The following is a 21,934-nucleotide window of genomic DNA, read 5'->3' on the forward strand; positions in this document are numbered from 1 at the left end:
CTGCGCTCGCACCTCAACCACCGACCGTCCAGGTAGGTCCATCAGGGGTGTCGGTGACTTCGATGCCAGCCGACTTGATTCGATCGCGGATCGCGTCCGCGCGTGCCCAGTCCTTGTCGGCGCGGGCCTGCGTGCGCTCGTCGAGGAGTCCGGCGACGAGGACGTCGACCGCAACGGTCAACCTCTCCTCGGTGTCTGTGTTCGTTCGGCTTGCTGCCCAGGCCGGGTCGGCCGGGTCGAGGCCGAGGATGTCGAGCATCGCCCGCACCGAACCGGCGCTGCCGCGCAGCGCTGCGAGGTCGCCACCGGCCAGGAGCTTGTTGCCCTCGCGGGTCACGTCGAACAGGGCGCCCACAGCAGCGGGAGTGCCGAGGTCCTCGTCCATCGCGGTCACGAATTCGGCGCAGGGCATGCCGAGCGGAATGTCCTCGCCCAGCGCTGCCGCCGCGCGCTCGAGGAAGGACTCGATGCGTCGATACCCCGCAGCAGCCTCGTCGAGGGCCTCGAACGAGAACTCCACGTGGGAGCGGTAGTGCGCGGCCGCCATGTAATAGCGCAGCTCGACGCCGCGCACGCGCTGCAGGACCGAGGGAATGCTGAGCGTGTTGCCGAGCGACTTGCTCATCTTCTCGCCCGCGGTGGTGATCCACGCGTTGTGCATCCAGTACGACGCGAAGGAGCCGCCGGCCGCACGCGACTGGGCCTGCTCGTTCTCGTGGTGCGGGAACCGCAGGTCGACGCCACCACCGTGGATGTCGAACGCGGGACCGAGGTACTTGCCGGCCATCGCGGAGCACTCGATGTGCCAGCCGGGGCGACCGCGGCCCCACGGGCTCGGCCACGACGCGGTCTCCGGCTCGGAGTCCTTGCGGCCCTTCCACAGCGCGAAGTCACGCGGGTCGCGCTTGCCGCGCGGGTCGGCGTCGGCCGCGGGCTCCATGTCGTCGATGCCCTGATGGGTCAGTTCGCCGTACGACGACCACGACCGCACGTCGAAGTAGACGTCGCCGGCCGAGGCTGAACCTTCGGGCGCCGCGTAGGCGTGGCCGCGCGCGATCAGTTCCTCGATCAGCACGATGATCTCGGGGACGTGCGCCGTGGCAGCCGGCTCGTACGTCGGCGGGGCGACGTTGAGAGCGGTGTACGCCTTGTCCAGCTCGATCTTCATCGCGTAGGCGAGGTTGTACCAGGGGCGATCCTGCTCGGCGGACTTGGCGAGGATCTTGTCGTCGATGTCGGTGATGTTGCGGATGAACGTGACGTCGTACCCGCGAAAACGCAGCCAGCGCTGGAGGACGTCGAAGTTCACGCCCGACCGGACGTGCCCGACGTGGGGCTCGCTCTGGACCGTCAGACCGCAGACGTAGAGACTCGCTTTGCCCACCTCAAGGGGCACGAAGTCACGCACTTCGCGGGTCGCAGTGTCATAGAGCCTGATCGTCACCCGGCCAGTCTAGGGATTCGAACGGTCAGCCCGCGCATTGTCACCTATGGGGTCAGCAGCCGTAGCCGCCGTCGACGTCCAGCTTCTGGCCGGTGATGAACCCGGCGCGGGAGGACGCGAGGAAGCAGACCGCTTCGGCGATGTCGGCAGCCGTCCCGAAGGTGCGCAGCGGGATGTTGCCGCGGGTCACCTCGAGTGCCTTGTCGTCGAGTTCGCCGGAGGAGATGAGTCGCTCGGCCATCCCGTCGGTGAGCATGCCGGGACCGACGGCGTTGACCCGGACGCCGTACCGGCCCTCCTCGACGGCGAGGCCCCGCACCATGGCCTCGACCGCCGCCTTGGGCGCCGAGGAGAGCCCGTCACGGACCGGGAAGCGGGAAGTCGCGGCGGTCGTGACGGCGGTCAGCGAGCCGCGCGACTCCCGGAGGAACGGCAGGGCGGCGTGCGCGACCGCGAAGAAGCCCGCAGCGTCGACGAGCAACTGCGCCCCCATGTCCGACGGCGCGACGCGGGAGAGATGGACCATCGGTACGTGCGGACCGGCGGCGTGGACGACGGTGTGGAGTCCGTTGAGTTCGGCGGCCGCGTGGCCGACGACCCGCGTCACCTCCTCGGGGTCCCCCAGGTCCAGTCCGTACGACGCCACGCCCACCTCGACCGGACGGGTGCGATGCGTGACGGCGACGCGGGCCCCACGCTCGATCAACATCTCGGCGATCGCGCGGCCCAGGCCGCCGGAGCCACCGATGACCAGGGCCCCGCCTGCGAGGCCGGAGAAGTCAGGCGCGCTCACGCATTCACACTGACGTCGATGGTGTGCCAGCCAGTTGCACCGTCGGGCAGTACGTCGGCGATCGCACCCGTCTGCGCGTTCCCGTCCCTGTCGGTGGCCCGGACCCGGATCTGGTGGTCGCCCTCGTCGAGGTCCACGGTGGTCCGCCACTGCACCCAGGTGTCGATGTTGGGGGTGGCGGCGAGTTCGGTCGGCTTCCACGCGCCGCCGTCGACCTGCACCTCCACGGCCGAGACCCCGGTGTGCTGGAACCACGCGACGCCGGCAACGACGACCTCCCCGGCAGCGACCTCGTCGCCGTCGTGGGGCACCTCGATCTTCGATGCGATCTTGACGGGGCCCTGCTCGGACCAGCCCTTGCCGGTCCAGTACGCCTCGATCTCGTCGAAGCGGGTGACTTCCATGTCGATGACCCATTTGGTCGCGGACACGTAGCCGTAGAGACCGGGCACGATCGTGCGCACGGGGAAGCCGTGCTCGATGAGCAGGGGTTCGCCGTTCATCGCCACCGCCAGCATGGCGTTGCGGTCGTCCATCAGCGCGCCCAGGGGCGTCCCGCAGGTCCAGCCGTCCTCGGACGTCTGGAGCACCGCGTCGGCACCCTCCTGCGGTCCGGCCTCGGCGAGGATCGCAGCGAGCCGGACACCGCTCCACCAGGCGTTGCCGATCAGGTCGCCGCCGACCTCGTTGGACACGCAGTTGAGGGTGATCCAGTCCTGGGTGATCTCGCGGGACACCAGGTCCTGGTAGGTCAGGGTGATCTCCCGATCGACCATGCCGTGGATCCGCAGTTGCCAGTCGGCCGGCTCGATGGTCGGCTTGATGAAGGCCGTGTCGATCAGATAGAAGTCCTCGCTCGGCGTCTGCCAGAGCGAGACGTTGTCGATCTCGAAGCTGGCGCCGTTGGGGACGTCCGGTGCGGTGATGCCCTCGATCCGCAGCAGCCGACGACTCTCCTCGGCGCGACGGCGCGCGCTGCCGGCCAGCCGCCCGATCAGTCCCCCGAAGGCCGCGAACCCGGCGGTGGCACCCGCAGCGATGAAGAAGTGGCGGCGGGTGTGCATCGGCTCGATGGCGGGTTCGTCGCCGTCGGCGACCATCTCCCAGCGGCGCAGCCACTCGGCCAGGATCGCCAGCGCGACGATCCAGCAGAGCAGGCCCACGACGATGGGCGCGAAGTCGATGGGGCTCGGGGTCGGCTTGGCGAGCACCGCGATCACGGCGACACCGGCCAGCGCGCAGAAGCCGATCATCGCGGCCCACCAGCGGGTGCGGGCGAGCCGACCGAGCACCGCGAAGGTGACCGTCAGGAACAGCATGATGCCGAGGACGAGGATCTTCTTGTCGTCCTTGTCGAAGGTGTCGATGGCCCACTTCACGACCGACCCGGGCGTCAGGTCGGCGAAGCCCTCGGCGACCACGACGACCGGGGATTCCCGCACGTGGAGCAACGCCGCCGCGGCGTAACTCAGGGCCAGCCCGACCGCGCCGGACAGGATTCCGGCGAAGGCCCACCAACCGCGGGATGTCTTCACAGGGCCGATTGTCCCTCAGGCATGATCAGGGCGTGAACCCAACCGCCAACGGGAGTGTCGCCGCAGCCCTCGCCGGCCTGCGAACCGGCATCGGCACCGACGTCCACCGCCTCGTCCCCCGCGCGGACGACGACGCCCCGCTGGCGCTCGGCGGGCTGCTCTGGCCCGACGAGGACGTCCGCCTCGAGGGCCACTCGGACGCCGATGTGGCCGCCCACGCGATCTGCGACGCCCTGCTGTCCGCCTCCGGCCTGGGCGACCTGGGCAGCAACTTCGGTACGGCGGAGCCCGAGTGGTCCGGAGCGAGCGGAGCCGCCCTGCTCGGCGAGACCCGGCGCCGGGTCGAGGCGGCCGGGTTCGCCGTCATCAACGTCGCCGTCCAGGTGATTGGCAACCGGCCGAAGATCGGGCCGCGTCGCGCAGAAGCCGAAGCCGCCCTCGGCGACGTGCTCGGCGCGCCGGTCTCGCTGTCCGCCACCACCACCGACGGACTCGGCCTCACGGGGCGCGGCGAAGGCGTCGCGGCAATCGCGAGCGCGCTGATCACGGTCAGCGGCTGACCGTCACGCTTCGTCAGGCGGAGGCAGCGGCGGTCTTGCGATGTCCGACCAGGACGACGCCCTCGACCACCTTGACGTCGTACGCCGGAACGGCGGCGTGGACGTCGTCGAGGCAGCGACCGGTGCGCAGGTCGAACGCGTGCCGGTGGGCCGGCGACGCGACGAACGGGGTCTCCCCGCGACGGCCGACGATGCCCTTGGAGATGCCGCCGATCGCATGGCGTGCGAACGGGTCGTGGTTGCCCAGCGCGTAGACCGCGTCGTCCCCCGTCCGGAAGATCGCGATCGCCTGCCCATGCACGAGCGCGGTCACACCGCGATCGACCTCGAGCTCGGCCATCCGGCAGACCGGCTGCCATTCCTCCACGGCCCCGCGACCTGTCATGCCTGTGAACGTAGGTCGCGGTTGTTCTCGTCAGCGTTTCGCTGTGTAACGGGGAGGAAAACGCTTTCTCCCAGTTGCTCGGCTCCCGACCGTCCTCCGACACCCCGCGGCGGCTAGTCTCGCCCGGTGCCAACTGCTGCAGTGGTCGTACTCGCCGCCGGGAGCGGCACCCGCGTCGGCGCGGACGTGAACAAGGTCCTGCTCAACGTGCGCGACCGGCCGCTGCTGGCCTGGTCCGTCCAGACCGCCCTGTCGTTGCCGGACGTCGACCCGGTCGTGGTGGTCTGCCGTCCGGGTGAGCGCACGACCGTCGCGCATGCCCTTGCTCCCCACGTCGGGGAGCGCGAAGTGCTCCTCATCGACGGTGGCGCCACGCGTCAGGCCTCCGAGCAGGCCGCGCTGGACCTGCTCGCTCCCCGCGTCGCCGCCGGGGACATCGACGTCATCGCGATCCACGACGGCGCCCGGCCCCTCGCCGGCGCCGACCTGTTCGGGCAGGTCATCGCCATCGCCCGCGCGTACGGCGGCGCCGTACCCACCCTCGAACTGGCGGGCCTGTTCCCCCGCTCCGACCACACCCTCGCGGGCGTCCAGACGCCCCAGGCGTTCCTGGCCGCGCCACTGATCGCGGCCTACGCGGCGGCTGCGGCGGCCGGCTTCGACGGAACCGACACGGCGGCAGCGTTCGCGCAGTTCGCACCCGGCGACGGCTCGATCCGGGCCGTTCCGGCCGGGGCGCGGAACCTCAAGGTCACCTTCGCAGAGGACCTGCGCGTTGCGGAGACGCTGCTCGCGCAGTAGTCCGGACCTCAGCGCGGATCGGTCAACGCCGCGAGCACGGCGATGTCCTCGTCCGAGCCCACTCGCCGCGCCTCAGGGGGCGCCTCGACGAACTCGACCCGCTCGGCGCCGTACCGCTCCCGGAGGGCGGCGACCAGTTCCACGAAGTCCGTCGACGGCAGCTGGCCGCCCTCGCCGAACAAGTCCTGGACCACAGAGGCAGGCAGGACGATCGGCGAGCAGATCGCCACCAACTGGTCGCGATCAACCGTTTCGCCCAGGGCTCCGTCCCGGACCACCTTGACCGTGTCGGTGACCGGCCGGACTCCGACGATGACCCGGTCCTCGACCCCAGCCCGGTCGGCACAGCGGGCGAGGAAGGCCGGCGGGGTCATCGGGCACAGCGGATCGTGCAACAACACGGCCTCGTCGCGCTCGGCGACGAACTCCCACGGCACGCTCTGGTCGATCAGGTCAACGCGTGCCTCCCCGGCGGCCCAGGCGGCAGCGGCAACGAGTGATTCACCGTGGATCAGGTGGTACGGCAGGGCGCCCCGGCCCTCGTCGACCACCATCCCCGAGACAGGGGCGTAAATGTCGACGACGTCATACGGATGTGGACTCATCAGAGTCCCACCGTATGACGTCGTCGATGTGGATCAGTTACGAGGCGAGGACTTCGTCCAGGATGGTCTCGGCCTTGTCCTCGTTGGTGTGCTCAGCGAGCGCGAGCTCGGAGACGAGGATCTGGCGTGCCTTGGCGAGCATGCGCTTCTCGCCGGCCGACAGCCCGCGGTCCCTCTCACGGCGCCACAGGTCGCGGACGACCTCGGCCACCTTCATGACATCGCCACTGTGCAACTTCTCGAGGTTCGCCTTGTAGCGACGCGACCAGTTGGTCGGCTCCTCAACGTGCTCGGCCCGCAGAACGCCGAACACACGGTCCAGGCCTTCCTTGTCCACCACGTCGCGGACCCCGACAAGATCGAGGTTGCAGGCAGGAACCCGGACAACCAGGTCCTGCTGGGCGACGATCCGGAGAACGAGGTACTCCCGAGGTTCCCCCTTGATCGTCCGCATCTCGATGTTTTCGATGACCGCAGCCCCGTGATTGGGGTAGACGACCGTTTCGCCGACGGTGAAAGTCATATGTGAAAAGCCCCTTCCTAGGGTGACCTATGCTACCACGCCCGGGGCCAGTCCCAGAAAGCGTTTGCGCAGGTCAGGGCCGTAATGGCTGGCTTGACAACGGGGGTGAGGTGTGTTCGGCCAGCACGGTTGCCCCGTGAGACAGATCACCTGACCGGAGTACGACGACCCCCCACCGGCCAGCGGGACGACACCGATGTGGGACAGACGTTTCGGCGGGCCCGCACACGCGGGGCCGGACCGTGGTCAATACTGCTCGGCATGGCAAAGACGCAGCGTTGGCGACGCGGCCGCCCTGCCGGGGAGGACACCACCTCAGTGGAGGGGGAGGTCGACTCCGCGGAGGAGTCGGCACCCGAGGCGACGGCGGACGACGCCCCCCTGGACACGGAGCTGCCCTCGGACGTGGACGCGGAGCTCGATGGGGACGTCGAGACAGGCGTCGAAGCGGACCTCGACCCCGACACGGAGTCCGACACGGCATCCGAACTGGACACCGCACTCGAGGCGGACCTCGATCCCGACGAGGAGACCGACCTCGATGACGTCGATGACGTCGACGAGCTCGAAGACGTCGAAGACGTCGAAGACGTCGAAGACGTCGAGAACGACGACTTCTACGGCGGCCCCGTGGAACCGGCCTACCCGCCGGCCACCGGCCTGATCGGCGTTCTCTTCGGCGGCCGCAATCCCGCCGAGGTCGTCCCGCTGCAGTTGCTGCAGGCGGCGCACACCAAGCAGGCCATCGGCACCGCCGTCGCGATGGGCCTCGTGGCCGCGATCGCCGGCCGCCCGGCCCGCGAAGCGGGCGTCGTACTGCTCACCGTCCTGGTCGGCCAGACCATCCTCGGCTGGCACAACGACATCGTCGACCGGCAGCGCGACAAGTCCCATGACCTCACGGGCAAACCGCTCGCGATGGGACGGCTCCAGCCCGAGACGGTCTGGTACGCCATCGTGGTCGCGACCCTGCTGCTCGTGCCGCTGGCGATCACCACCGGCATCCGCGCCGGCTGCCTGTACCTCGCGGCGGTCGCCGTCGGGATGCTCGGCAACATCGTGCTGCGGACCGGCTTCTTCTCGTGGTGGTCGTGGGCGGCGTCGTTCGCGCTGCTGCCGGCGTACCTCTCCTATGGCGGATGGGGCGGCCAAGCGGTCGGCAGCGCTCCCGAGACGTCGATCGTGGTCCTCGCCGCCCTGCTCGGTGTCGGCATCCACTTCCTGCGCGCTGTGTGGGGCCTGGTCGCCGACCACGAGGACGGCTGGACCTACCTGCCGCTGAAGTTGGGGCTCAAGCTCGGCGCCACGCGATTGCTGGCCCTCGCGACCCTCTACACCGCGGTGATCACCGTCCTGCTCGTCGTCATGGGCGCCAAGGTCGGCCTCAGCCGCTGACGGGCGTCCCGCACGCAGCAGTCCGAGCCGGACACGTCGTCGGCGCCGGAGACCGCTAGAGTGTGGCCGCTCCCGCGGCGTACGCCACCGGGAGCACCGACCCGGACCCAGGGGCCGTTGCAACGGCCGATGAAGAGAGAGCTGCGGAGGCCTGCCGAGATGCACCACCTGCGCCCGACTGCGATCGCCGGACTGCTGCTGGCCCTCGTGCCCGCCGCCATGACCCTGTCGTCCTGCGGCTTCGACTACCCCACCGACCGCGTCAACACGATCGCGGCCGGTGAGAACAACCGCGACGCCTCCGTGGACGCCCTCGGCATCCGGTTGCTCGCGTCCGCCACGGGCAAGGGCCGCCTGATCGGGTCCCTCGCGAACAACCTCGACGAGAACGCTGCACTGGATTCGGTGACGTCGCCCGAGGGCAAGGCCACCGCGAAGTTCGAGGCCGTCCAGATCCCCGGTCGCGAAGCGGTCAACCTGGCCAAGGACGTCGTCATCCCGGTGACCGGCGACTTCACGGCCGGCGACGTGGTCACCCTCGAACTGGGCTTCAGCACCGGCGAGAAGGTCAGCCTGAACGTTCCGGTCGTCAAGAACTGCTTCCAGTACACCCAGATCCCGACCGAGGCCGCCGAGAGCGAGGCTGCGGAGTCCGAGGAGGGCGAGGCCGCCGACGCTGCCGCCGAGGAAGAGCACGCCGACGAGGAGCACGCTGAGGAGGGCGGCGACGCCCGCTTCAACTGCGCCGACGAAGCCCCCGCTCCGGAGGGCGCGCACTGATGACGTTCACGCTCATCCTGCTCCGCCACGGCGAGAGCGACTGGAACGCGAAGAACCTCTTCACCGGCTGGGTCGACGTGGCCCTGACCGACAAGGGCCGCGCCGAAGCGGTCCGCGGCGGCGAACTGCTGAAGGATGCCGGCCTGCTGCCGGACGTCCTGCACACCTCGCTGCAGCGACGGGCCATCAACACGGCCGCGCTCGCGCTCGACGCAGCCGACCGGCACTGGATCCCCGTGCGCCGTTCCTGGCGCCTCAACGAGCGCCACTACGGCGACCTGCAGGGCAAGGACAAGGCGCAGGTCCGCGAGCAGTACGGCGAGGACCAGTTCATGCTGTGGCGTCGCTCGTTCGACATCCCGCCGCCGCCGCTCGACGACAGCAGCGAGTTCTCGCAGTCGGCCGACCCGCGATACGCCGACCTCGGTGAGGACCTGCCGCGCACCGAGTGCCTCAAGGACGTCATCACCCGCCTGCTCCCCTACTGGGACGCCGGGATCGTGCCGGATCTCCGCGCCGGCCACACCGTCCTGGTCGCCGCACACGGCAACAGCCTGCGCGCGATCGTGAAGCACCTCGACCAGATCAGCGACGCCGACATCGCCGGGCTCAACATCCCGACCGGCATGCCGCTGGTCTACGAACTCGACGAGGACACCCTCGCACCGACCGTTCCGGGCGGGCGCTACCTCGACCCCGAGGCGGCGGCTGCTGCGGCGGCGGCCGTGGCCAACCAGGGTCGCTGAACCTGCAGCACCGAGTCGGCCGTTTCGGTCCGCGCAGGCCGTCCTCCTGATTCAATCTGACGGTGCTTCGACGTCTGCTCTCGGTCCTCGCCCTGTCCCTGCCCCTCGTGGCGACGGGCCTGGTGCCTCTCGCGCCCGCGCATGCGGAGGGCACGCCCGTGGAGACGGGCGTCTACATGTCCGGGGACTCGTGGATCGCCGAGTACGGCGAGCCTGACTCGCTGAAGGTCCGGGTCATCGCCGCAGCCGGGGTGCCCGATGGCCAGGTTTCGGTCCAGATCGACGGTCAGGCCATCGGCGGCGGCACGCTCAGCCCGTTCAACGACGGGATCCCCCACGGGATGGCCGTCGTCCCGCTCCCGTTGCTGGAGGTCGGCGAACACGAAATCGTGCTCTCGTACGCGGGCAACGAGCGGTTCGCGCCGTCCAGCTACACCGACGTCATGCTCGTGTCCAAGGCCGACCCGACCCTGGCGCTGACCGTGTCGCCCGACCATGCCTGGCCCGGCCGGCCCGTGACCCTCACGGCCACCCTCGGCTTCCCGTCGGGCATGGCCGTGCCCACCGGCTCCATCACGTTCCGCGACCAGGGCACGCAGCTTGCGGTCGTTCCCGTCGGGACCGACGGCGCGGCCACATTGACCACGCCCGACCTCCCCGTCGGGGAGCATCAGTTGTCAGCGATCTACACCAGCGACGCCCGCTACGGCTGGGCATCCGCGACGATCGAGTACGACGTCCGGCGGATCGGGACGATCACGGAACTGTCCGTCACCCCGGCCTCTGCGACGTACGGCGACACCGTGCGGATCGCGGCCGTCGTGCGCGCCGACGTCACCGATCTGGGAGCGCCGACGTCCGGAACGGTCACCTTCGAGATCGACGGCCGTGACGTGGAGGTGCCCGTGACGCCGGTCGGCGATCCGAGCGACGGCGTCTCCTCCGCCGTACTCGAGAAGGCGGACCTCGCCACCGGGACCCACCGGATCGAAGCCTCGTACTCGGGCAGCGGCGCCTTCGCCTACAGCACGTCCAGCGATCGGGTCAGCCTGGTGGTCGCGCGTCGTACGACATCGCTCACGGCGGCCCCCGTGTTCCTGGGCCTGAGCCCGTGGCTGCTGCCCAAGGCCGTCCTGCGCGCCACGCTGACGGGCAACGGCCGGGCGATCGCGGGCTACCCGGTCAGCTTCACCACCGGCAAGACCGTTCTTTGCGTGGCCACGACCGATGCCCAGGGCGTCGCCACCTGCGACGCCAACGCCCAGCGACTCGCGTTGACCCTCAACGGCGGGTACGTCGCCGGTTACGCCGGAGACGCGAACAACACCGCGTCGTCAGCACGCGGCAACCTGATCGGCTGATTCAGCCTCAGGCGGCCGGCACCGGGTTGTGCCCGGTCACGACGAAGATGACGCGGTTGGCGATCGAGACCGCGTGGTCGGCGATGCGCTCGTAGTAACGGCCGAGCAGGGCGATGTCGACAGCCGCCTCGACGCCGTGCGACCAGTCGTCGGAGAGCAGTTCGGAGAAGCTGGTACGACGCAACTGGTCCATCTCCTCGTCGTCGCGACCCAGGGCGATGGCCGCCTCGACGTCACGACCGGCGATGACGTCGCACACGCGGGCGACCATGTCCTCGGCCACCTCGGCCATCCGCGTCATCGTCGCGCGGGCCTCTTCGGGCACCGCCACGTCCGGCACCCGGAGGCGTGCGACCTTGGCGACGTGCACGGAGAGGTCGCCCATCCGCTCGAGCTCGGCGACCATCCGCAGCGCTGCGACGACGGTGCGCAGGTCGCGGGCGACCGGCTGCTGCAGGGAGAGCAGGCTGAACGCGTTCTCCTCGACCTGCTCCCGGGCACGGTCGATGGCTGCGTCGTCGCTGATCACCTGCTCCGCGATCGAGGAGTCACCGGTCATCAGGGCCGTGGTGGCCTGGCCGACAGCGACCTGGACCTTGCGGGCAATGCCGGCGAGGTCCTCGAAGATCGCATCGAGCTGGTCAATGTACGCGTCACGCATGAGAGAGACAGTAGGGAACAGAGGTGACCAACCGGCGCATGCCGGTGAACGGGGAGTGAACATCGCGAAGGTCGGGCTCGCCGATTCCCGGCTCAAACCGCGCCGCGCCGTACGATCGAAGCGTGGATCCGACTGCGCAGGCGTTCCTTGCTGCGGTCCTCGGCGCCCTCGTGTCCGGCGGTGCCATGTTCGCCTGGTACCTCAGTGATCGTCAGCAACGACAGTACGTCGCTCCCGAGGAACCGCAGGTTCCGGACGGGGTCGCCGCCGTCCTCTCCGTGCTGCGCAGCAGCGCGGTCGTCGTCGACGAGTCCGACGTCGTCCTCAAGGCGTCCGCGCCGGCGTACGCCATGGGCTTCGTGCGCGGCACCAGCCTGCTGTCGGAGGAGCTCGGCAACCTGATCCGGAAGGTCCGTCGCGACGGGCAGATCCGCGAGACCGAACTGATCGTGCCCCGGGCGGCCGGCGTACCCCGCCACGTCACGGCCCGCGTCGCGCCCCTCGGCTCCCGGCTGGTCCTGGCCCTGGTCGAGGACCGGACGCGCGAGCGCCAGGTCGACGCCGTACGCCGCGACTTCGTCGCCAATGTCAGTCACGAACTGAAGACGCCGATCGGCGCGATCCGGCTCCTCGCAGAAGCCGTCCAGGATGCCTCCGACGATCCCGAAGCGGTCTATCGCTTCGCTTCGCGGATGCTGACCGAGAGCGACCGGTTGTCGCGGCTGATCCTGCAGATCATCGAACTGTCGCGGCTCCAGGGTGACGAGCCGATCGACTCCCCCACCCCCGTCTCCATCGACGAGATCGTCGCTGCGGCTGTCGATGGCAGCAACATGAATGCCACCGCCAAGGACATCTCGATCATCGCCGAGGGCGACGAGGGCCTGAAGGTGCTCGGCAGCGAGAAGCAGGTCAGTGCTGCCGTGGCCAACCTGGTCGCGAACGCCGTGGCCTACTCCGAGCCGAACTCACGCGTCGTCGTCACCCGCAAGCGGGTCGGCTCGTCGATCGAGATCTCGGTGATCGACCAGGGCATCGGCATCCCCGAAGCCGAGGTCGACCGGATCTTCGAACGGTTCTACCGGGTGGACCCCGCCCGCCACCGGTCGACCGGCGGCACCGGCCTCGGCCTGTCGATCGTCAAGCACGTTGCCGCCACCCACGGCGGAGACGTGCGGGTCTGGTCCGTCGAGGGCCAGGGCTCGACCTTCACGCTCTCCCTCCCCCAACACCCCGACCACCACGAGGCCAGGCCGCTCATCCGCCTGGCCCCACTCGCGTCCGACCCGGATTCACCGGGCCGGCGCGCCGAATCACAGGAGAAGTCCCCATGACCCGAGTGCTTGTCGTCGAAGACGAAGAGAGCTACAGCGATGCCCTCGCCTACCTGCTCCGCAAGGAGGGGTTCGAGGTCGCGATCGCCGCGGACGGCAACGAGGCGCTGAAGGAGTTCGACCGCAACGGCGCCGACATCGTGCTGCTGGACCTGATGCTCCCCGGCATCCCCGGCACCGAGGTGTGCCGCACCATCCGCCAGACGTCGAACGTCCCGGTGATCATGGTCAGCGCGAAGGACGACGAGGTCGACAAGGTCGTCGGACTCGAGCTCGGCGCCGACGACTACGTCACCAAGCCGTACTCCCCGCGCGAACTGGTCGCCCGGATCCGCGCTGTGCTGCGCCGCGGCAACGAGGCCGAACTGCTCCCCGACACCCTCGAGGCCGGACCGGTCCGGATGGACGTCGAGCGCCACGTCGTCACCGTCGACGGCATCGAGCAGCGGCTCCCGCTCAAGGAGTTCGAGCTCCTCGAGATGTTCCTGCGCAACCCCGGTCGGGTGCTCACCCGCGGTCAGCTCATCGACCGCGTCTGGGGTTCGGACTACGTCGGCGACACGAAGACGCTCGACGTCCACGTGAAGCGCCTGCGGGCCAAGCTCGAGCCCGAGCCGAGCGAGCCGAAGTACCTCGTCACCGTGCGCGGGCTGGGCTACAAGCTCGAGGTCTGATCAGACCGGCTCGGGGTCGGCCTCGCACTCGAGGGCGATGTCCGCAGCCGGTTCGACGGTCGCGACCGCTGCGCTGCGCCCACCCGCGGCCACCAGGCATCCCACCAGGATCAGCGGGAAGCCGACGATCATGCCGTTGGTGATCTTCTCGTCGAGCACGATCACGCCGAGCACGATCGCCACGGCCGGATTGACGTAGGTGATGATCGTCGAGCGCGTGGGTCCGGCCTCCTTGATCAGATCGAGGAAGATCACGAACGCCAGTGCGGTGCACACCAGGGACAGCACGGCGATGCTGACCCAGGCCTCGGTCGGCAGGCCGGTGGGCGGGTTCGCGATCCCGAACGGTGCGTAGACGACCGCCGTCAGGGTCAACGCGCACGCCATCACGCCGAGTCCGGAGACGTCGGAGAACCAGCGCGCCAGGACCAGCGGCCCGGCGGCGTAGCACACCGCGACACCCAGCATCTCCGCGACCGCGAGCATGTCGAGGTGGCCGAGGTCGAGTCCGACCAGGCACGCCACCCCGGCGAAACCGAGGATCAGGCCGCCCAGTTGCTTGAGCGTGAACCGCTCGGCGTGGGCCGTCACCAGGAAGGCCAGCGCACCGAACAGCGGCACGGCCGCGACCAACAGGCCGGCGAGCGACGAGGAGATGCGCTGCTCGGCGTGCCCGAGGAGCACCCACGGGATCATGATCTCGATGACCGCGAACAGCACCAGCGGACGCCAGCGGGTCAGCACCTCCGCCACTTCGCGGCGCATCAGCGCAATCGGCAGGAGGACGACGGCCGCGAGCGCCGTGCGCAGGAAGACGAGTTCGGCGGGCGACACGTGGTCGACCGCGATCCTGATGAAGAGGTACGGCAGACCCCAGATCAGACACATCGCCAGGAACAGGCTCCAACCGCGGTTCGTCACTCCCTCACCCTAGGGACCGGCACCGACAACTCCCCAGCGATTTTTTGCCAGTCCTTGTCGAGAACCCGCCAACCGCTCCGTCTCTGGAGTGAAGGTGGCAAGAATGGCCATCTCGGACCCAAGGAGACCACCATGGCGAAGTACCTCTTGCTCAAGCACTACAACCGCACCAGCGGCCCGGACTGGCTGCCCGGCACGAACGTCCCGATGGACCAGTGGGAGCCGGACGAGATCACCGCGCACGTCGACTTCATGCGGACCTGGGCCGACGAGATGGCCGAGCGCGGTGAGTTCGTCGACGGCCAGGCGCTCGAGCCCGCCGGCGCGTTCGTGCGGTACGACGGCGAGGGCAAGCCGCCCGTCACCGACGGCCCGTTCCCCGAGACCAAGGAACTGATCGCGGGCTGGATGATCATCGACGTGGACTCGCAGGAGCGGGCCTACGAAGCGGCCGCCAGCCTGTCTGCGGCCCCCGGCAAGGGTGGCCAGCCGATCCACGAATGGATCGAGGTGCGCCCGTTCTACGGCGAGCCGCCCGTGGTCACCGAGTGAACGAGGACCTGCTGCGGGAGTTGACCCCGCAGGTCCTGGGCATCCTCGTGCGCCGCGGCATCGAGTTCGCGGCGGCCGAGGATGCCGTCCAGGAAGCCCTTCTCGAGGCCGTACGACGATGGCCGGACGCGATGCCCGACGACCCGCGAGCGTGGCTGATCACGGTGGCCGGCCGGAAGATGATCGACGAGCACCGCTCGGCGTCGGCCCGCAACCGGCGCGAGGTCCAGCACCACCTCGAGCCGGACGCGGGGCCGACCGAACAGGCCGACGACACGTTGCTGTTGCTGAGCCGGTGCTGCCACCCGGACCTCACGCCTGCCTCCGCGATCGCCCTGACCCTGCGTGCGGTCGGCGGCCTGACGACGGCCCAGATCGCGCAGGCGTTCCTGGTGCCGGAGGCGACGATGGCGCAGCGGATCTCTCGCGCCAAGCGGACGATCGCTGGCCAGCCGTTCGCGCGACCCGGCGAGGTCACCGCCGTACTCCGGGTGCTCTACCTGATCTTCAACGAGGGCTTCACCGGTGAGGTCGACCTCGCGGTGGAGGCGATCCGGCTGACCCGGCAACTGGCGGCCACCACGCCGGATCCCGAGGTGGCGGGGCTCCTCGCGCTGATGCTGCTGCACCACGCCCGCCGGGCCGCACGCCGTTCCACCAACGGGGAACTCGTCCCGCTCGCCGACCAGGACCGCTCGCGATGGGACACGGCGATGGTCGGCGAGGCGGTCGGGATCCTGCAGGGCGCGCTGGACCGCGATGCCCTGGGCGAGTACCAGGTCCAGGCGGCCATCGCCGCCCTCCACGACGACGCCGCCCGCGCCGAGGAGACCGACTGGGTCCAGATCCTGGAGTGGTACGACGAACTGGTCCGGTTGTCGCCCAGCCCGATGGTGCTGCTCAACCGGGCCGTGGCCGTCGGTGCGGCCGATGGACCGATGGCGGGCCTTCGCGCCCTCGAGCCACTCGACCCCGACCTGCCGCGTTACGACGCGGTCGCGGCCTGGCTGAACGAGCAGGCCGGCAACAACACGGAAGCGGCGCGGCTGTACACCGTCGCAGCCGGCAAGGCGCCGAACCTGCCCGAGGTCAATCACCTGCTGCGGCAGGCGGCACGGCTACGCGTCTGAGTCGGTCTCGGCCGGTTCGAGCCAGCCCCGGAACGCATCCAGGTTGGCCGTCGACTCACCCCGGTCGATCCGCCACTGCCATTCCTTGCGGATGGAGGACTCGAAGCCGAGCTCGAGGATCGTGTTGAACGACTCGTCGGCGTAGGTCAACACCGAGCCGAGGAGCTTGTCGAGGTCGGCCGGCGTCACCGACGACAACGGCAGCCGCGCGTCGAGGTAGATGTCGCCGTGGTGGTCGAGGGCGAACCCGACGCCGTACATCTTCAGGTTGCGCTCGAGCAGCCAGCGGTAGACGCGCTCGAACTCCTCATCGGGGCGGCGGCACACGAACGCGTGCACCCCCAGCGCGTGCGAACCGACGTCGAGGCGGACCGGGGTCTGGAGCTTCTTCTCGCCGGGCAACGAGAACGTGAAGGTGCCCGGGGTCGACTCCTCGAACTCGATGTCGTTGTCCGCCAGATGGGTGCGTACGACGTCCGAGGGTTCGATCACGCCGGTGAGCCTACTTCTTGCCGCATGAAGGAGTGCGCGCGCTCGTAGACGGCCAACGTCTGGGCGGCCGTGGCGTCCCACGAGAACTTCTCGGACTGCATGATGGCGCCCGCGGCGAGCCGCTCACGGAGGTCGGCATCGGACACGACCCGCTCGAGCGCGATGGCCCAGTCGTGGGCCTCGTGGGTGTCGACCAGCAGTCCGCTGTGACCGTCACTCACGACGGTGGTGAGCCCGCCGACGGCCGCGGCGACGACCGGCGAACCGGCGGCCTGGGCCTCGGCGGCGACGAGGCCGAACGACTCGTTGTAGGACGGCACCGCGACGAGCGTGGCCGCGGAGTACCAGCCAGCGAGCTCATGCTGAGGGACCGGTGGGACGAAGCGCACGACGTCGTCGATGCGGAGCTCGGCCGCGAGATTGGCCAGCGCTGCGGGGCGCTCCAGACCGCTGCCGGACGGACCGCCGACGATCGGCACGACCAGGCGCGAGCGCAGGTCGGGGCGGCGGTACAGCAGTTCGGCGACCGCGCGCAGCAGCACATCCGGCGCCTTCAGCGGCTGGATGCGACCGGCGAAGAGCAGCACGAGGGCGTCGTCGGCCAGGTTGCGGGCCTTCCGGGCAGCAGAGCGTTCTGCCGGCGACAACGGACGGAACACGTCGGTGTCGACGCCCGGGTGCACCACCTCGACGCGGGCCGGCTCGGCGTCGTACAGGTTGATGAGCTGCTTGGCCTCGAGGTCGGTGTTCGCGATCAGCACGTCGGCCGACTCGACCACCTGCTCCTCGCCGATCTCGCGCTCGAGCGGCTCGGGGGTGTCGCCCTCGGCGAGCGCTTCGTTCTTGACCTTGGCCATGGTGTGCATCGAGTGCACGAGCGGCACGCCCCAGCGGTCGCGCGCGAGGGCGCCGACCTGGCCGGAGAGCCAGTAGTGGGAGTGCACGACGTCGAAGTGGCCGGCGGGGTGGGCAGCCTCGGCCCGGAGCACGTCACGCGCGAAGACGCAGAGCTGGCCCGGGAGTTGCTCCTTGGTCAGGCCCTCGAAGGGGCCGGCGTGCACGTGGTGCACCGTCACGCCCGGCGACATCGTGACGAGCGGCGCCAGGCTGGACCGGGTCGCGCGCGTGAAGATGTCGACCTCGATGCCGCGCTCGGCGAGCCGGCGAGCGACCTCGACGACGTAGACGTTCATGCCGCCCGCGTCACCGGTCCCGGGCTGGTCCAGGGGCGAGGTGTGCAGGCTGATCATCGCGACGCGTCCGATGTCGGACGGTGCTGACTCCCCCATGCCACCCCCTCTGGTTCTCGCTTCACCGGCGATTGGTCAACCCTCCCAGTGTGCCCGGCATTCCCGACCGACAAGAATGGCGTTCATGAGCAGACCGATTGCCGTCGTGACCGGAGCCTCCAGCGGGATCGGCGCCGCCACCGCGCGGCACCTCGCGAGCGCCGGCTTCGAGGTCATCTGCGCCGCACGCCGGACCGACCGGATCGAGGCGCTCGCAGCCGAGATCGGCGGGCGCGCCGTCGTCTGCGACGTCACCGACGCCGACTCCGTAGCGGCGCTGGCGGCCGCGGTGGGCCCCCGGGTCGACGTACTCGTGAACAACGCAGGTGGTGCCTTCGGGTCCTCGCCGGTGGCCGAGGGCGATGCCGACCAGTGGCGCCGGATGTACGACGTCAACGTGGTCGGCCTGATGCAGGTCACCCGCGCGCTGCTCCCCGCGCTGATCGCCAGTGGAGTCGCCAACGGTGCGGGCACGATCATCAACGTGGGCTCGATCGCCGGTCGCGTCGCCTACGAGGGCGGCGCCGGCTACACCGCCGCGAAGCACGGCACCAAGGTCGTCACCGAGACCCTGCGCCTGGAACTGGTCGCCCAGCCGGTGCGGGTGTGCGAGGTCGCGCCGGGGATGGTGCGGACCGACGAGTTCGCGCTGGTGCGGTTCGACGGCGACCAGGCGAAGGCCGACGCGGTCTACGCCGGAGTGGCCGAGCCGCTCGTCGCCGACGACATCGCTGACGCGATCACCTGGGTCGCCACCCGTCCGCCGCACGTCAACATCGACGAGATGGTCATCAAGCCACGAGCTCAGGCAGCTCCGCACAAGGTGCATCGCGTCTGACCCGAGCCAGCGCGCCCCGCACCAGGTTGCGGACGCGCAACGCCAGGGCGACCGGAATGCCCGTCCAGGCCGTCCGGGAGCGGACCACCAGGGCGGCATGCGCCGGGAGGACCAGGATCATCGCGGCCTGACTGAGGTCGGCCGGTGACCGGCTCGACGTGAAGTTGTTGCGGAACGCGATCGCGCTGCCCGCCCCGCCGCCGTACGTCGCCCGCACGCCAAGGCCGTGATGGCGACGGGCGCGCTCGAGGTGGGCGTCGGGGACCCGGTCGAGCCGGGCATGGATCTCGCTCGGTACGGCGGCCGACAGGCCCACGACCTCGCGGGCCACCGCCAGGGAGACCGCAGCGGTCGCTGACAGGTCGCCGTCGAACACGGCCGGGTCGCGGGACAGCCGTCGCAGGTCGATCAGGGTGCGCGCCCAGATCCAGCCCTCGCGGTGCCCGGCGAGGTGATGGAAGGCGTCACGGGTGCTCAGCGTCGCGTGCTCGGTGCCGCCGATCACGACCAGTTCGCGGCGCGGCCACAGTTCGGCGAACTCGGGGTGGGCGCCGCGCATCGACTCGAAACGCCAGTGCAGGTCGACGTCGCCGCCGGCACCGAGATAGGTCAGCGCGCTGCCCCACCTGTTCACGTGGCCCCAGGCCCACATCTCGGGTTCGATCTGCCCGCATTCGTGCAGGGACCAGCCCGCGGCCTTCAGCGTGCGGTGGGCATCGACGACCTTCTCCGGTGCGATGAGCAGGTCGATGTCACCGGGTCCGCGGGCGTCGTACTGCCCCGTCGTCTGGACGGCGAGGGCCTGGCCCTTGAAGACGAGCACGTCGATGCCGCGCTCGTTGAGGAGCTTGACCGCACGCACCGTCTCGAAGGTCTGGAGCATCAGGCGCTTCTGGTTGCGCTGGCGCCAGATGCCCATGACGGACGTGATCTCGTGCGGCAGCCCGAGCGCATCGGCGTGCGTCCGCAGCACGTCGGAGACCCGGTGCCGGCCGATCACTTCGAGCAGGTCTCGGCGCGCCACGTCGCCGAGCGGAACCGGCGCCGCCGGCACCCCTTCCTCGGCTCCCAGCGCGCTCTTCAGGAGCGTCCGGAGGACGTCGAGAGCGGCGGGAGCGGCCTTCACGACGCCGAGCGTGACACCCGGCGGAGGCCCTCACCTGCGGAATGAAAGTTCCGGGCAGGTAAAAAATAGGCAAAACCGCCCACGAAGGCGTGTCCTCAGGGGCCACAGTTCCGTTCAACGCCTGACGGGGATCTCCCTCCCTCCGTCACGACCGAAGGAGCTCCAACATGAAGCTTGCTTACGAAACGCCGGTGCTCGAGGCGCTCAGCCTCAACGCCACGCACGAGATCGACGGTGACATCGAAGTCGATCTCGACGTCGACCCCGTCGCCGAAGTCGACCTGGATGTTGACCTCGGGCTCGGGCTCGGCAGCTGAAACCCCGCTCCGGACTGCTGCTTGCGGCGGCGTGGACCCTGCTGGGGCTCACCCGCCTGCTCACCGTGGTGCTGCCCTTTCGGGCGATCAGACACCTGTTGGGCGAGCATCGGTCACCGAACGGAGCGAACCCGGCCTCGGGGCCGGTCCCCCCACCTGCTGACAGGCGCGACGAGAACCGCGCCCGGCAGATCGGCTGGGCCGTGCGAACCGCCGCCCAACGGACCCCCTGGCGATCGGACTGCTATCCGCAGGCCCTCACCGCGCGCGCCCTCCTGCGCCTGGCCCGCGTCCCTCATGCCGTGACCTTCGGCGTACGCCGTGACGACGCCGGCACCTTGAAGGCCCACGCCTGGGTCAGCGCCGGTCGCGTCTCCGTGGCCGGCGGCACCGGCCAGTCCTGGGTCGGCGTCGGCAGCTTCGCCTGGTCCCCGCGCGGACGCTGACATGACCACCCTGTACTCCGCCTACGGCCTGCGGCTGGCGAGCGAGGTCGCGCTCCCCGAGCTGGGCGCAGAGATCACGACACCCGGTCCTGCCGACATCGAGATCGTGCTCGGCGCGGCAGCCGGTCCCTCGGCCACCGCCACACTGCTCCCCCTCGGCCTGTGGGTCGACGGCGACCGGATCGGCGTCGACGTCCCCGACGTCGGCCGCTACGTCTGCGAGGGCGGCTCCCGGATCGTCGTGGAACCCGTGGTCGCCGTCGAGCCCGGCGTGCTCAAGCTCTTCCTGCTCGGCACGGCGCTCGGCGCCCTCATGGTGCAGCGCGGCCACCTCGTGCTCCACGGCAACGCCTTCCGCGTCGGCGATGCGTGTGCGGTCGTGGTGGGCCACTCCGGCGCCGGCAAGTCCACGCTGGCCGCCGAGATGCACCGGCGCGGCCACGACATCCTCAGCGACGACGTCGTCCCCATCGATGCGCACGGCTGTGCCCTGCCCGGCTGGCCACGCCTCAAGCTGTGGCAGGACGCCCTCGACCGGCTGGGCATCGACTCGAGCAGCTACGACCGGATCCGCGGGTCGCACGCGAAGTTCCACGTGCCCATCGACCGACCGCCACTCGGCCCACTACCCGTGCGCTGGATCTACGTGCTCGACAAGCACAGGGGCCTGTTGACGATCACTCCCCTCGCCGGTGCGGCGATCTTCACCAGCCTGCACGAGCACAGCTACCGCAAGGAGATCCTGGTGGGCGCCCACCGCCAGACCCACCTGGCCCGCAGCGCAGCGCTCGTGGCGACCGTCCGGCCCGCCCGCCTCGATCGCCCCCGCGGCGAGGACTCCGTCGTCGCATCGGCCGACGCGATCCTCGCCGACATCACCCAGTCCCAGACGAAGAAGGATCACCATGCGACGAGCCGCTGAGACCACGGAGACCACAGAGAGCCGCTGGGTCCGCGACCCCGCCCTGCACGCCGTCGAGATGGACGCCGAGTTCGTGATGATGGGCGTCGAGCAGGGCGAGTACTACGCCGTGAAGGGCGTCGCCGCTGCCCTGTGGCGCCACCTCGCCGAGCCGCACGACGTCGCCGAACTGGCCGCACTCGTCGCCGAGGAGTACGACGTCAGCGCCGAGGCGTGCCGCGGCGATGTCGCGGCCTTCATCGACCAGCTCCGCACCAAGGGCATGGTGCAGGCGGCGGGCTGATCAGCCGTCGATCAGCCAGCC

General features: G+C 70.0%; 26 protein-coding genes. 15 read left to right on the forward strand and 11 right to left on the reverse strand.

From position 1 onward, the window contains the following. Positions 1–13: 13 nt before the first annotated feature. The 3 genes from cysS to HRC28_RS22980 are packed head-to-tail and all read right to left on the reverse strand — an operon-like array spanning position 14 to position 3,772. Positions 14–1,444, reverse strand: coding sequence for a cysteine--tRNA ligase (gene cysS, locus HRC28_RS22970; RefSeq protein WP_182377678.1), 1,431 nt, complete (start codon positions 1,442–1,444; stop codon positions 14–16). Positions 1,445–1,496: 52 nt separating this feature from the next. Beyond that, entirely contained in the window at positions 1,497–2,237 is a 741-nt protein-coding gene (locus tag HRC28_RS22975; RefSeq protein ID WP_182377679.1) for an SDR family oxidoreductase, read from the reverse strand. Then, positions 2,234–3,772 (reverse strand): molybdopterin-dependent oxidoreductase, encoded by a 1,539-nt coding sequence (locus tag HRC28_RS22980; protein ID WP_182377680.1) that lies wholly within the window; start codon positions 3,770–3,772, stop codon positions 2,234–2,236. Before HRC28_RS22980 ends, HRC28_RS22975 begins: the two co-directional genes overlap by 4 nt. 32 nt (positions 3,773–3,804) lie before the next feature. Here HRC28_RS22980 and ispF point away from each other — a divergent pair, with 32 nt between their 5' ends. Next, the gene (ispF, locus tag HRC28_RS22985) at positions 3,805–4,332 is read left to right on the forward strand and encodes a 2-C-methyl-D-erythritol 2,4-cyclodiphosphate synthase (RefSeq protein ID WP_237111622.1); all 528 of its coding nucleotides are present in this window, start codon (positions 3,805–3,807) and stop codon (positions 4,330–4,332) included. Between the two features lie 13 nt (positions 4,333–4,345). Here the strand turns inward: ispF and nirD are convergent, their stop codons facing one another. Continuing rightward, positions 4,346–4,717: a nitrite reductase small subunit NirD gene (gene nirD, locus HRC28_RS22990; RefSeq protein WP_182377682.1), complete on the reverse strand. Its 372-nt coding sequence runs from the start codon at positions 4,715–4,717 to the stop codon at positions 4,346–4,348. Positions 4,718–4,843: 126 nt separating this feature from the next. Between nirD and HRC28_RS22995 the strand changes: the two genes are divergently transcribed. Further along, a complete protein-coding gene (locus tag HRC28_RS22995) occupies positions 4,844–5,518 on the forward strand; it encodes a 2-C-methyl-D-erythritol 4-phosphate cytidylyltransferase (protein ID WP_182377683.1) in 675 nt (224 codons plus the stop codon). An 8-nt stretch (positions 5,519–5,526) separates the two neighbouring features. On the opposite strand, the gene HRC28_RS23000 is transcribed toward HRC28_RS22995, so the two are convergent. Together HRC28_RS23000 and HRC28_RS23005 are read right to left on the reverse strand one after the other, a co-directional pair. After that, positions 5,527–6,123 (reverse strand): 2-C-methyl-D-erythritol 4-phosphate cytidylyltransferase, encoded by a 597-nt coding sequence (locus HRC28_RS23000; RefSeq protein ID WP_182377684.1) that lies wholly within the window; start codon positions 6,121–6,123, stop codon positions 5,527–5,529. Positions 6,124–6,160: 37 nt separating this feature from the next. Beyond that, positions 6,161–6,646, reverse strand: coding sequence for a CarD family transcriptional regulator (locus HRC28_RS23005; protein WP_182377685.1), 486 nt, complete (start codon positions 6,644–6,646; stop codon positions 6,161–6,163). A gap of 261 nt (positions 6,647–6,907) precedes the next feature. Here HRC28_RS23005 and HRC28_RS23010 point away from each other — a divergent pair, with 261 nt between their 5' ends. From HRC28_RS23010 to HRC28_RS23025, 4 genes are all read left to right on the forward strand, one after another. Further along, positions 6,908–8,041 carry a UbiA family prenyltransferase gene (locus HRC28_RS23010; RefSeq protein ID WP_182377686.1) on the forward strand — a complete coding sequence of 378 codons (1,134 nt, stop codon included), beginning with the start codon at positions 6,908–6,910 and terminating at the stop codon, positions 8,039–8,041. Between the two features lie 129 nt (positions 8,042–8,170). After that, a complete protein-coding gene (locus HRC28_RS23015) occupies positions 8,171–8,821 on the forward strand; it encodes a hypothetical protein (RefSeq protein WP_182377687.1) in 651 nt (216 codons plus the stop codon). Then, complete coding sequence (locus HRC28_RS23020) at positions 8,821–9,567, forward strand: phosphoglyceromutase (RefSeq protein ID WP_182377688.1); 747 nt, start codon at positions 8,821–8,823, stop codon at positions 9,565–9,567. Before HRC28_RS23015 ends, HRC28_RS23020 begins: the two co-directional genes overlap by 1 nt. A gap of 62 nt (positions 9,568–9,629) precedes the next feature. After that, entirely contained in the window at positions 9,630–10,928 is a 1,299-nt protein-coding gene (locus tag HRC28_RS23025; RefSeq protein WP_182377689.1) for an Ig-like domain-containing protein, read from the forward strand. Between the two features lie 7 nt (positions 10,929–10,935). On the opposite strand, the gene phoU is transcribed toward HRC28_RS23025, so the two are convergent. Beyond that, positions 10,936–11,589, reverse strand: a complete 654-nt coding sequence (gene phoU / locus HRC28_RS23030) for a phosphate signaling complex protein PhoU (RefSeq protein WP_182377690.1) — start codon at positions 11,587–11,589, stop codon at positions 10,936–10,938. Positions 11,590–11,711: 122 nt separating this feature from the next. On the opposite strand from phoU, the gene HRC28_RS23035 reads away from it, so the two are divergent. Then, the gene (locus HRC28_RS23035; RefSeq protein WP_182377691.1) at positions 11,712–12,923 is read left to right on the forward strand and encodes an ATP-binding protein; all 1,212 of its coding nucleotides are present in this window, start codon (positions 11,712–11,714) and stop codon (positions 12,921–12,923) included. After that, positions 12,920–13,597, forward strand: coding sequence for a response regulator transcription factor (locus HRC28_RS23040; RefSeq protein WP_182377692.1), 678 nt, complete (start codon positions 12,920–12,922; stop codon positions 13,595–13,597). Before HRC28_RS23035 ends, HRC28_RS23040 begins: the two co-directional genes overlap by 4 nt. Here the strand turns inward: HRC28_RS23040 and HRC28_RS23045 are convergent, their stop codons facing one another. Next, entirely contained in the window at positions 13,598–14,518 is a 921-nt protein-coding gene (locus HRC28_RS23045) for a DMT family transporter (RefSeq protein WP_182377693.1), read from the reverse strand. A 132-nt stretch (positions 14,519–14,650) separates the two neighbouring features. Between HRC28_RS23045 and HRC28_RS23050 the strand changes: the two genes are divergently transcribed. Both HRC28_RS23050 and HRC28_RS23055 read left to right on the forward strand, forming a co-directional pair. Then, positions 14,651–15,070: a YciI family protein gene (locus HRC28_RS23050; RefSeq protein WP_182377694.1), complete on the forward strand. Its 420-nt coding sequence runs from the start codon at positions 14,651–14,653 to the stop codon at positions 15,068–15,070. Beyond that, entirely contained in the window at positions 15,067–16,200 is a 1,134-nt protein-coding gene (locus HRC28_RS23055) for a sigma-70 family RNA polymerase sigma factor (protein ID WP_346010498.1), read from the forward strand. The genes HRC28_RS23050 and HRC28_RS23055 overlap by 4 nt, the downstream gene beginning before the upstream one ends. On the opposite strand, the gene HRC28_RS23060 is transcribed toward HRC28_RS23055, so the two are convergent. Continuing rightward, complete coding sequence (locus HRC28_RS23060) at positions 16,189–16,689, reverse strand: YbjN domain-containing protein (protein ID WP_182380922.1); 501 nt, start codon at positions 16,687–16,689, stop codon at positions 16,189–16,191. The two genes, HRC28_RS23055 and HRC28_RS23060, sit on opposite strands and share 12 nt — an antisense overlap. Further along, entirely contained in the window at positions 16,689–17,981 is a 1,293-nt protein-coding gene (gene mshA, locus HRC28_RS23065; protein ID WP_182377696.1) for a D-inositol-3-phosphate glycosyltransferase, read from the reverse strand. Before mshA ends, HRC28_RS23060 begins: the two co-directional genes overlap by 1 nt. Before the next feature lie 85 nt (positions 17,982–18,066). Here mshA and HRC28_RS23070 point away from each other — a divergent pair, with 85 nt between their 5' ends. Beyond that, the gene (locus HRC28_RS23070) at positions 18,067–18,819 is read left to right on the forward strand and encodes an SDR family NAD(P)-dependent oxidoreductase (protein WP_182377697.1); all 753 of its coding nucleotides are present in this window, start codon (positions 18,067–18,069) and stop codon (positions 18,817–18,819) included. On the opposite strand, the gene HRC28_RS23075 is transcribed toward HRC28_RS23070, so the two are convergent. After that, positions 18,773–19,945 carry a nucleotidyltransferase family protein gene (locus tag HRC28_RS23075; RefSeq protein ID WP_182377698.1) on the reverse strand — a complete coding sequence of 391 codons (1,173 nt, stop codon included), beginning with the start codon at positions 19,943–19,945 and terminating at the stop codon, positions 18,773–18,775. The genes HRC28_RS23070 and HRC28_RS23075 overlap by 47 nt on opposite strands. A 167-nt stretch (positions 19,946–20,112) precedes the next feature. Here HRC28_RS23075 and HRC28_RS23080 point away from each other — a divergent pair, with 167 nt between their 5' ends. Genes HRC28_RS23080 through HRC28_RS23095 form a run of 4 tightly spaced genes read left to right on the forward strand, consistent with a single transcriptional unit; the run spans position 20,113 to position 21,913 of the window. Next, positions 20,113–20,262 (forward strand): hypothetical protein, encoded by a 150-nt coding sequence (locus HRC28_RS23080; protein WP_182377699.1) that lies wholly within the window; start codon positions 20,113–20,115, stop codon positions 20,260–20,262. Positions 20,263–20,279: 17 nt separating this feature from the next. Further along, entirely contained in the window at positions 20,280–20,708 is a 429-nt protein-coding gene (locus HRC28_RS23085; protein ID WP_272902687.1) for a lasso peptide biosynthesis B2 protein, read from the forward strand. A 1-nt stretch (position 20,709) separates the two neighbouring features. Continuing rightward, on the forward strand, positions 20,710–21,630 hold the full coding sequence (locus HRC28_RS23090) for a hypothetical protein (protein ID WP_182377700.1): 921 nt from the start codon (positions 20,710–20,712) through the stop codon (positions 21,628–21,630). Continuing rightward, positions 21,614–21,913 (forward strand): PqqD family protein, encoded by a 300-nt coding sequence (locus HRC28_RS23095; RefSeq protein ID WP_182377701.1) that lies wholly within the window; start codon positions 21,614–21,616, stop codon positions 21,911–21,913. The genes HRC28_RS23090 and HRC28_RS23095 overlap by 17 nt, the downstream gene beginning before the upstream one ends. Positions 21,914–21,934: the final 21 nt, after the last annotated feature.

The organism is Nocardioides sp. WS12 (assembly GCF_014108865.1).
GTDB lineage: Bacteria > Actinomycetota > Actinomycetes > Propionibacteriales > Nocardioidaceae > Nocardioides.

Coding starts and splice junctions, on each gene's coding strand:
- HRC28_RS23095 (WP_182377701.1), top strand. CDS start 21,614: ATGCGACGAGCCGCTGAGACCACGGAGACCACAGAGAGCCGCTGGGTC.
- HRC28_RS23050 (WP_182377694.1), top strand. CDS start 14,651: ATGGCGAAGTACCTCTTGCTCAAGCACTACAACCGCACCAGCGGCCCG.
- HRC28_RS23020 (WP_182377688.1), top strand. CDS start 8,821: ATGACGTTCACGCTCATCCTGCTCCGCCACGGCGAGAGCGACTGGAAC.
- HRC28_RS23015 (WP_182377687.1), top strand. CDS start 8,171: ATGAAGAGAGAGCTGCGGAGGCCTGCCGAGATGCACCACCTGCGCCCG.
- HRC28_RS23070 (WP_182377697.1), top strand. CDS start 18,067: ATGAGCAGACCGATTGCCGTCGTGACCGGAGCCTCCAGCGGGATCGGC.
- HRC28_RS23040 (WP_182377692.1), top strand. CDS start 12,920: ATGACCCGAGTGCTTGTCGTCGAAGACGAAGAGAGCTACAGCGATGCC.
- nirD (WP_182377682.1), bottom strand. CDS start 4,717: ATGACAGGTCGCGGGGCCGTGGAGGAATGGCAGCCGGTCTGCCGGATG.
- mshA (WP_182377696.1), bottom strand. CDS start 17,981: ATGGGGGAGTCAGCACCGTCCGACATCGGACGCGTCGCGATGATCAGC.
- HRC28_RS23090 (WP_182377700.1), top strand. CDS start 20,710: ATGACCACCCTGTACTCCGCCTACGGCCTGCGGCTGGCGAGCGAGGTC.
- HRC28_RS23080 (WP_182377699.1), top strand. CDS start 20,113: ATGAAGCTTGCTTACGAAACGCCGGTGCTCGAGGCGCTCAGCCTCAAC.
- HRC28_RS23010 (WP_182377686.1), top strand. CDS start 6,908: ATGGCAAAGACGCAGCGTTGGCGACGCGGCCGCCCTGCCGGGGAGGAC.
- phoU (WP_182377690.1), bottom strand. CDS start 11,589: ATGCGTGACGCGTACATTGACCAGCTCGATGCGATCTTCGAGGACCTC.
- HRC28_RS23000 (WP_182377684.1), bottom strand. CDS start 6,123: ATGAGTCCACATCCGTATGACGTCGTCGACATTTACGCCCCTGTCTCG.
- HRC28_RS23005 (WP_182377685.1), bottom strand. CDS start 6,646: ATGACTTTCACCGTCGGCGAAACGGTCGTCTACCCCAATCACGGGGCT.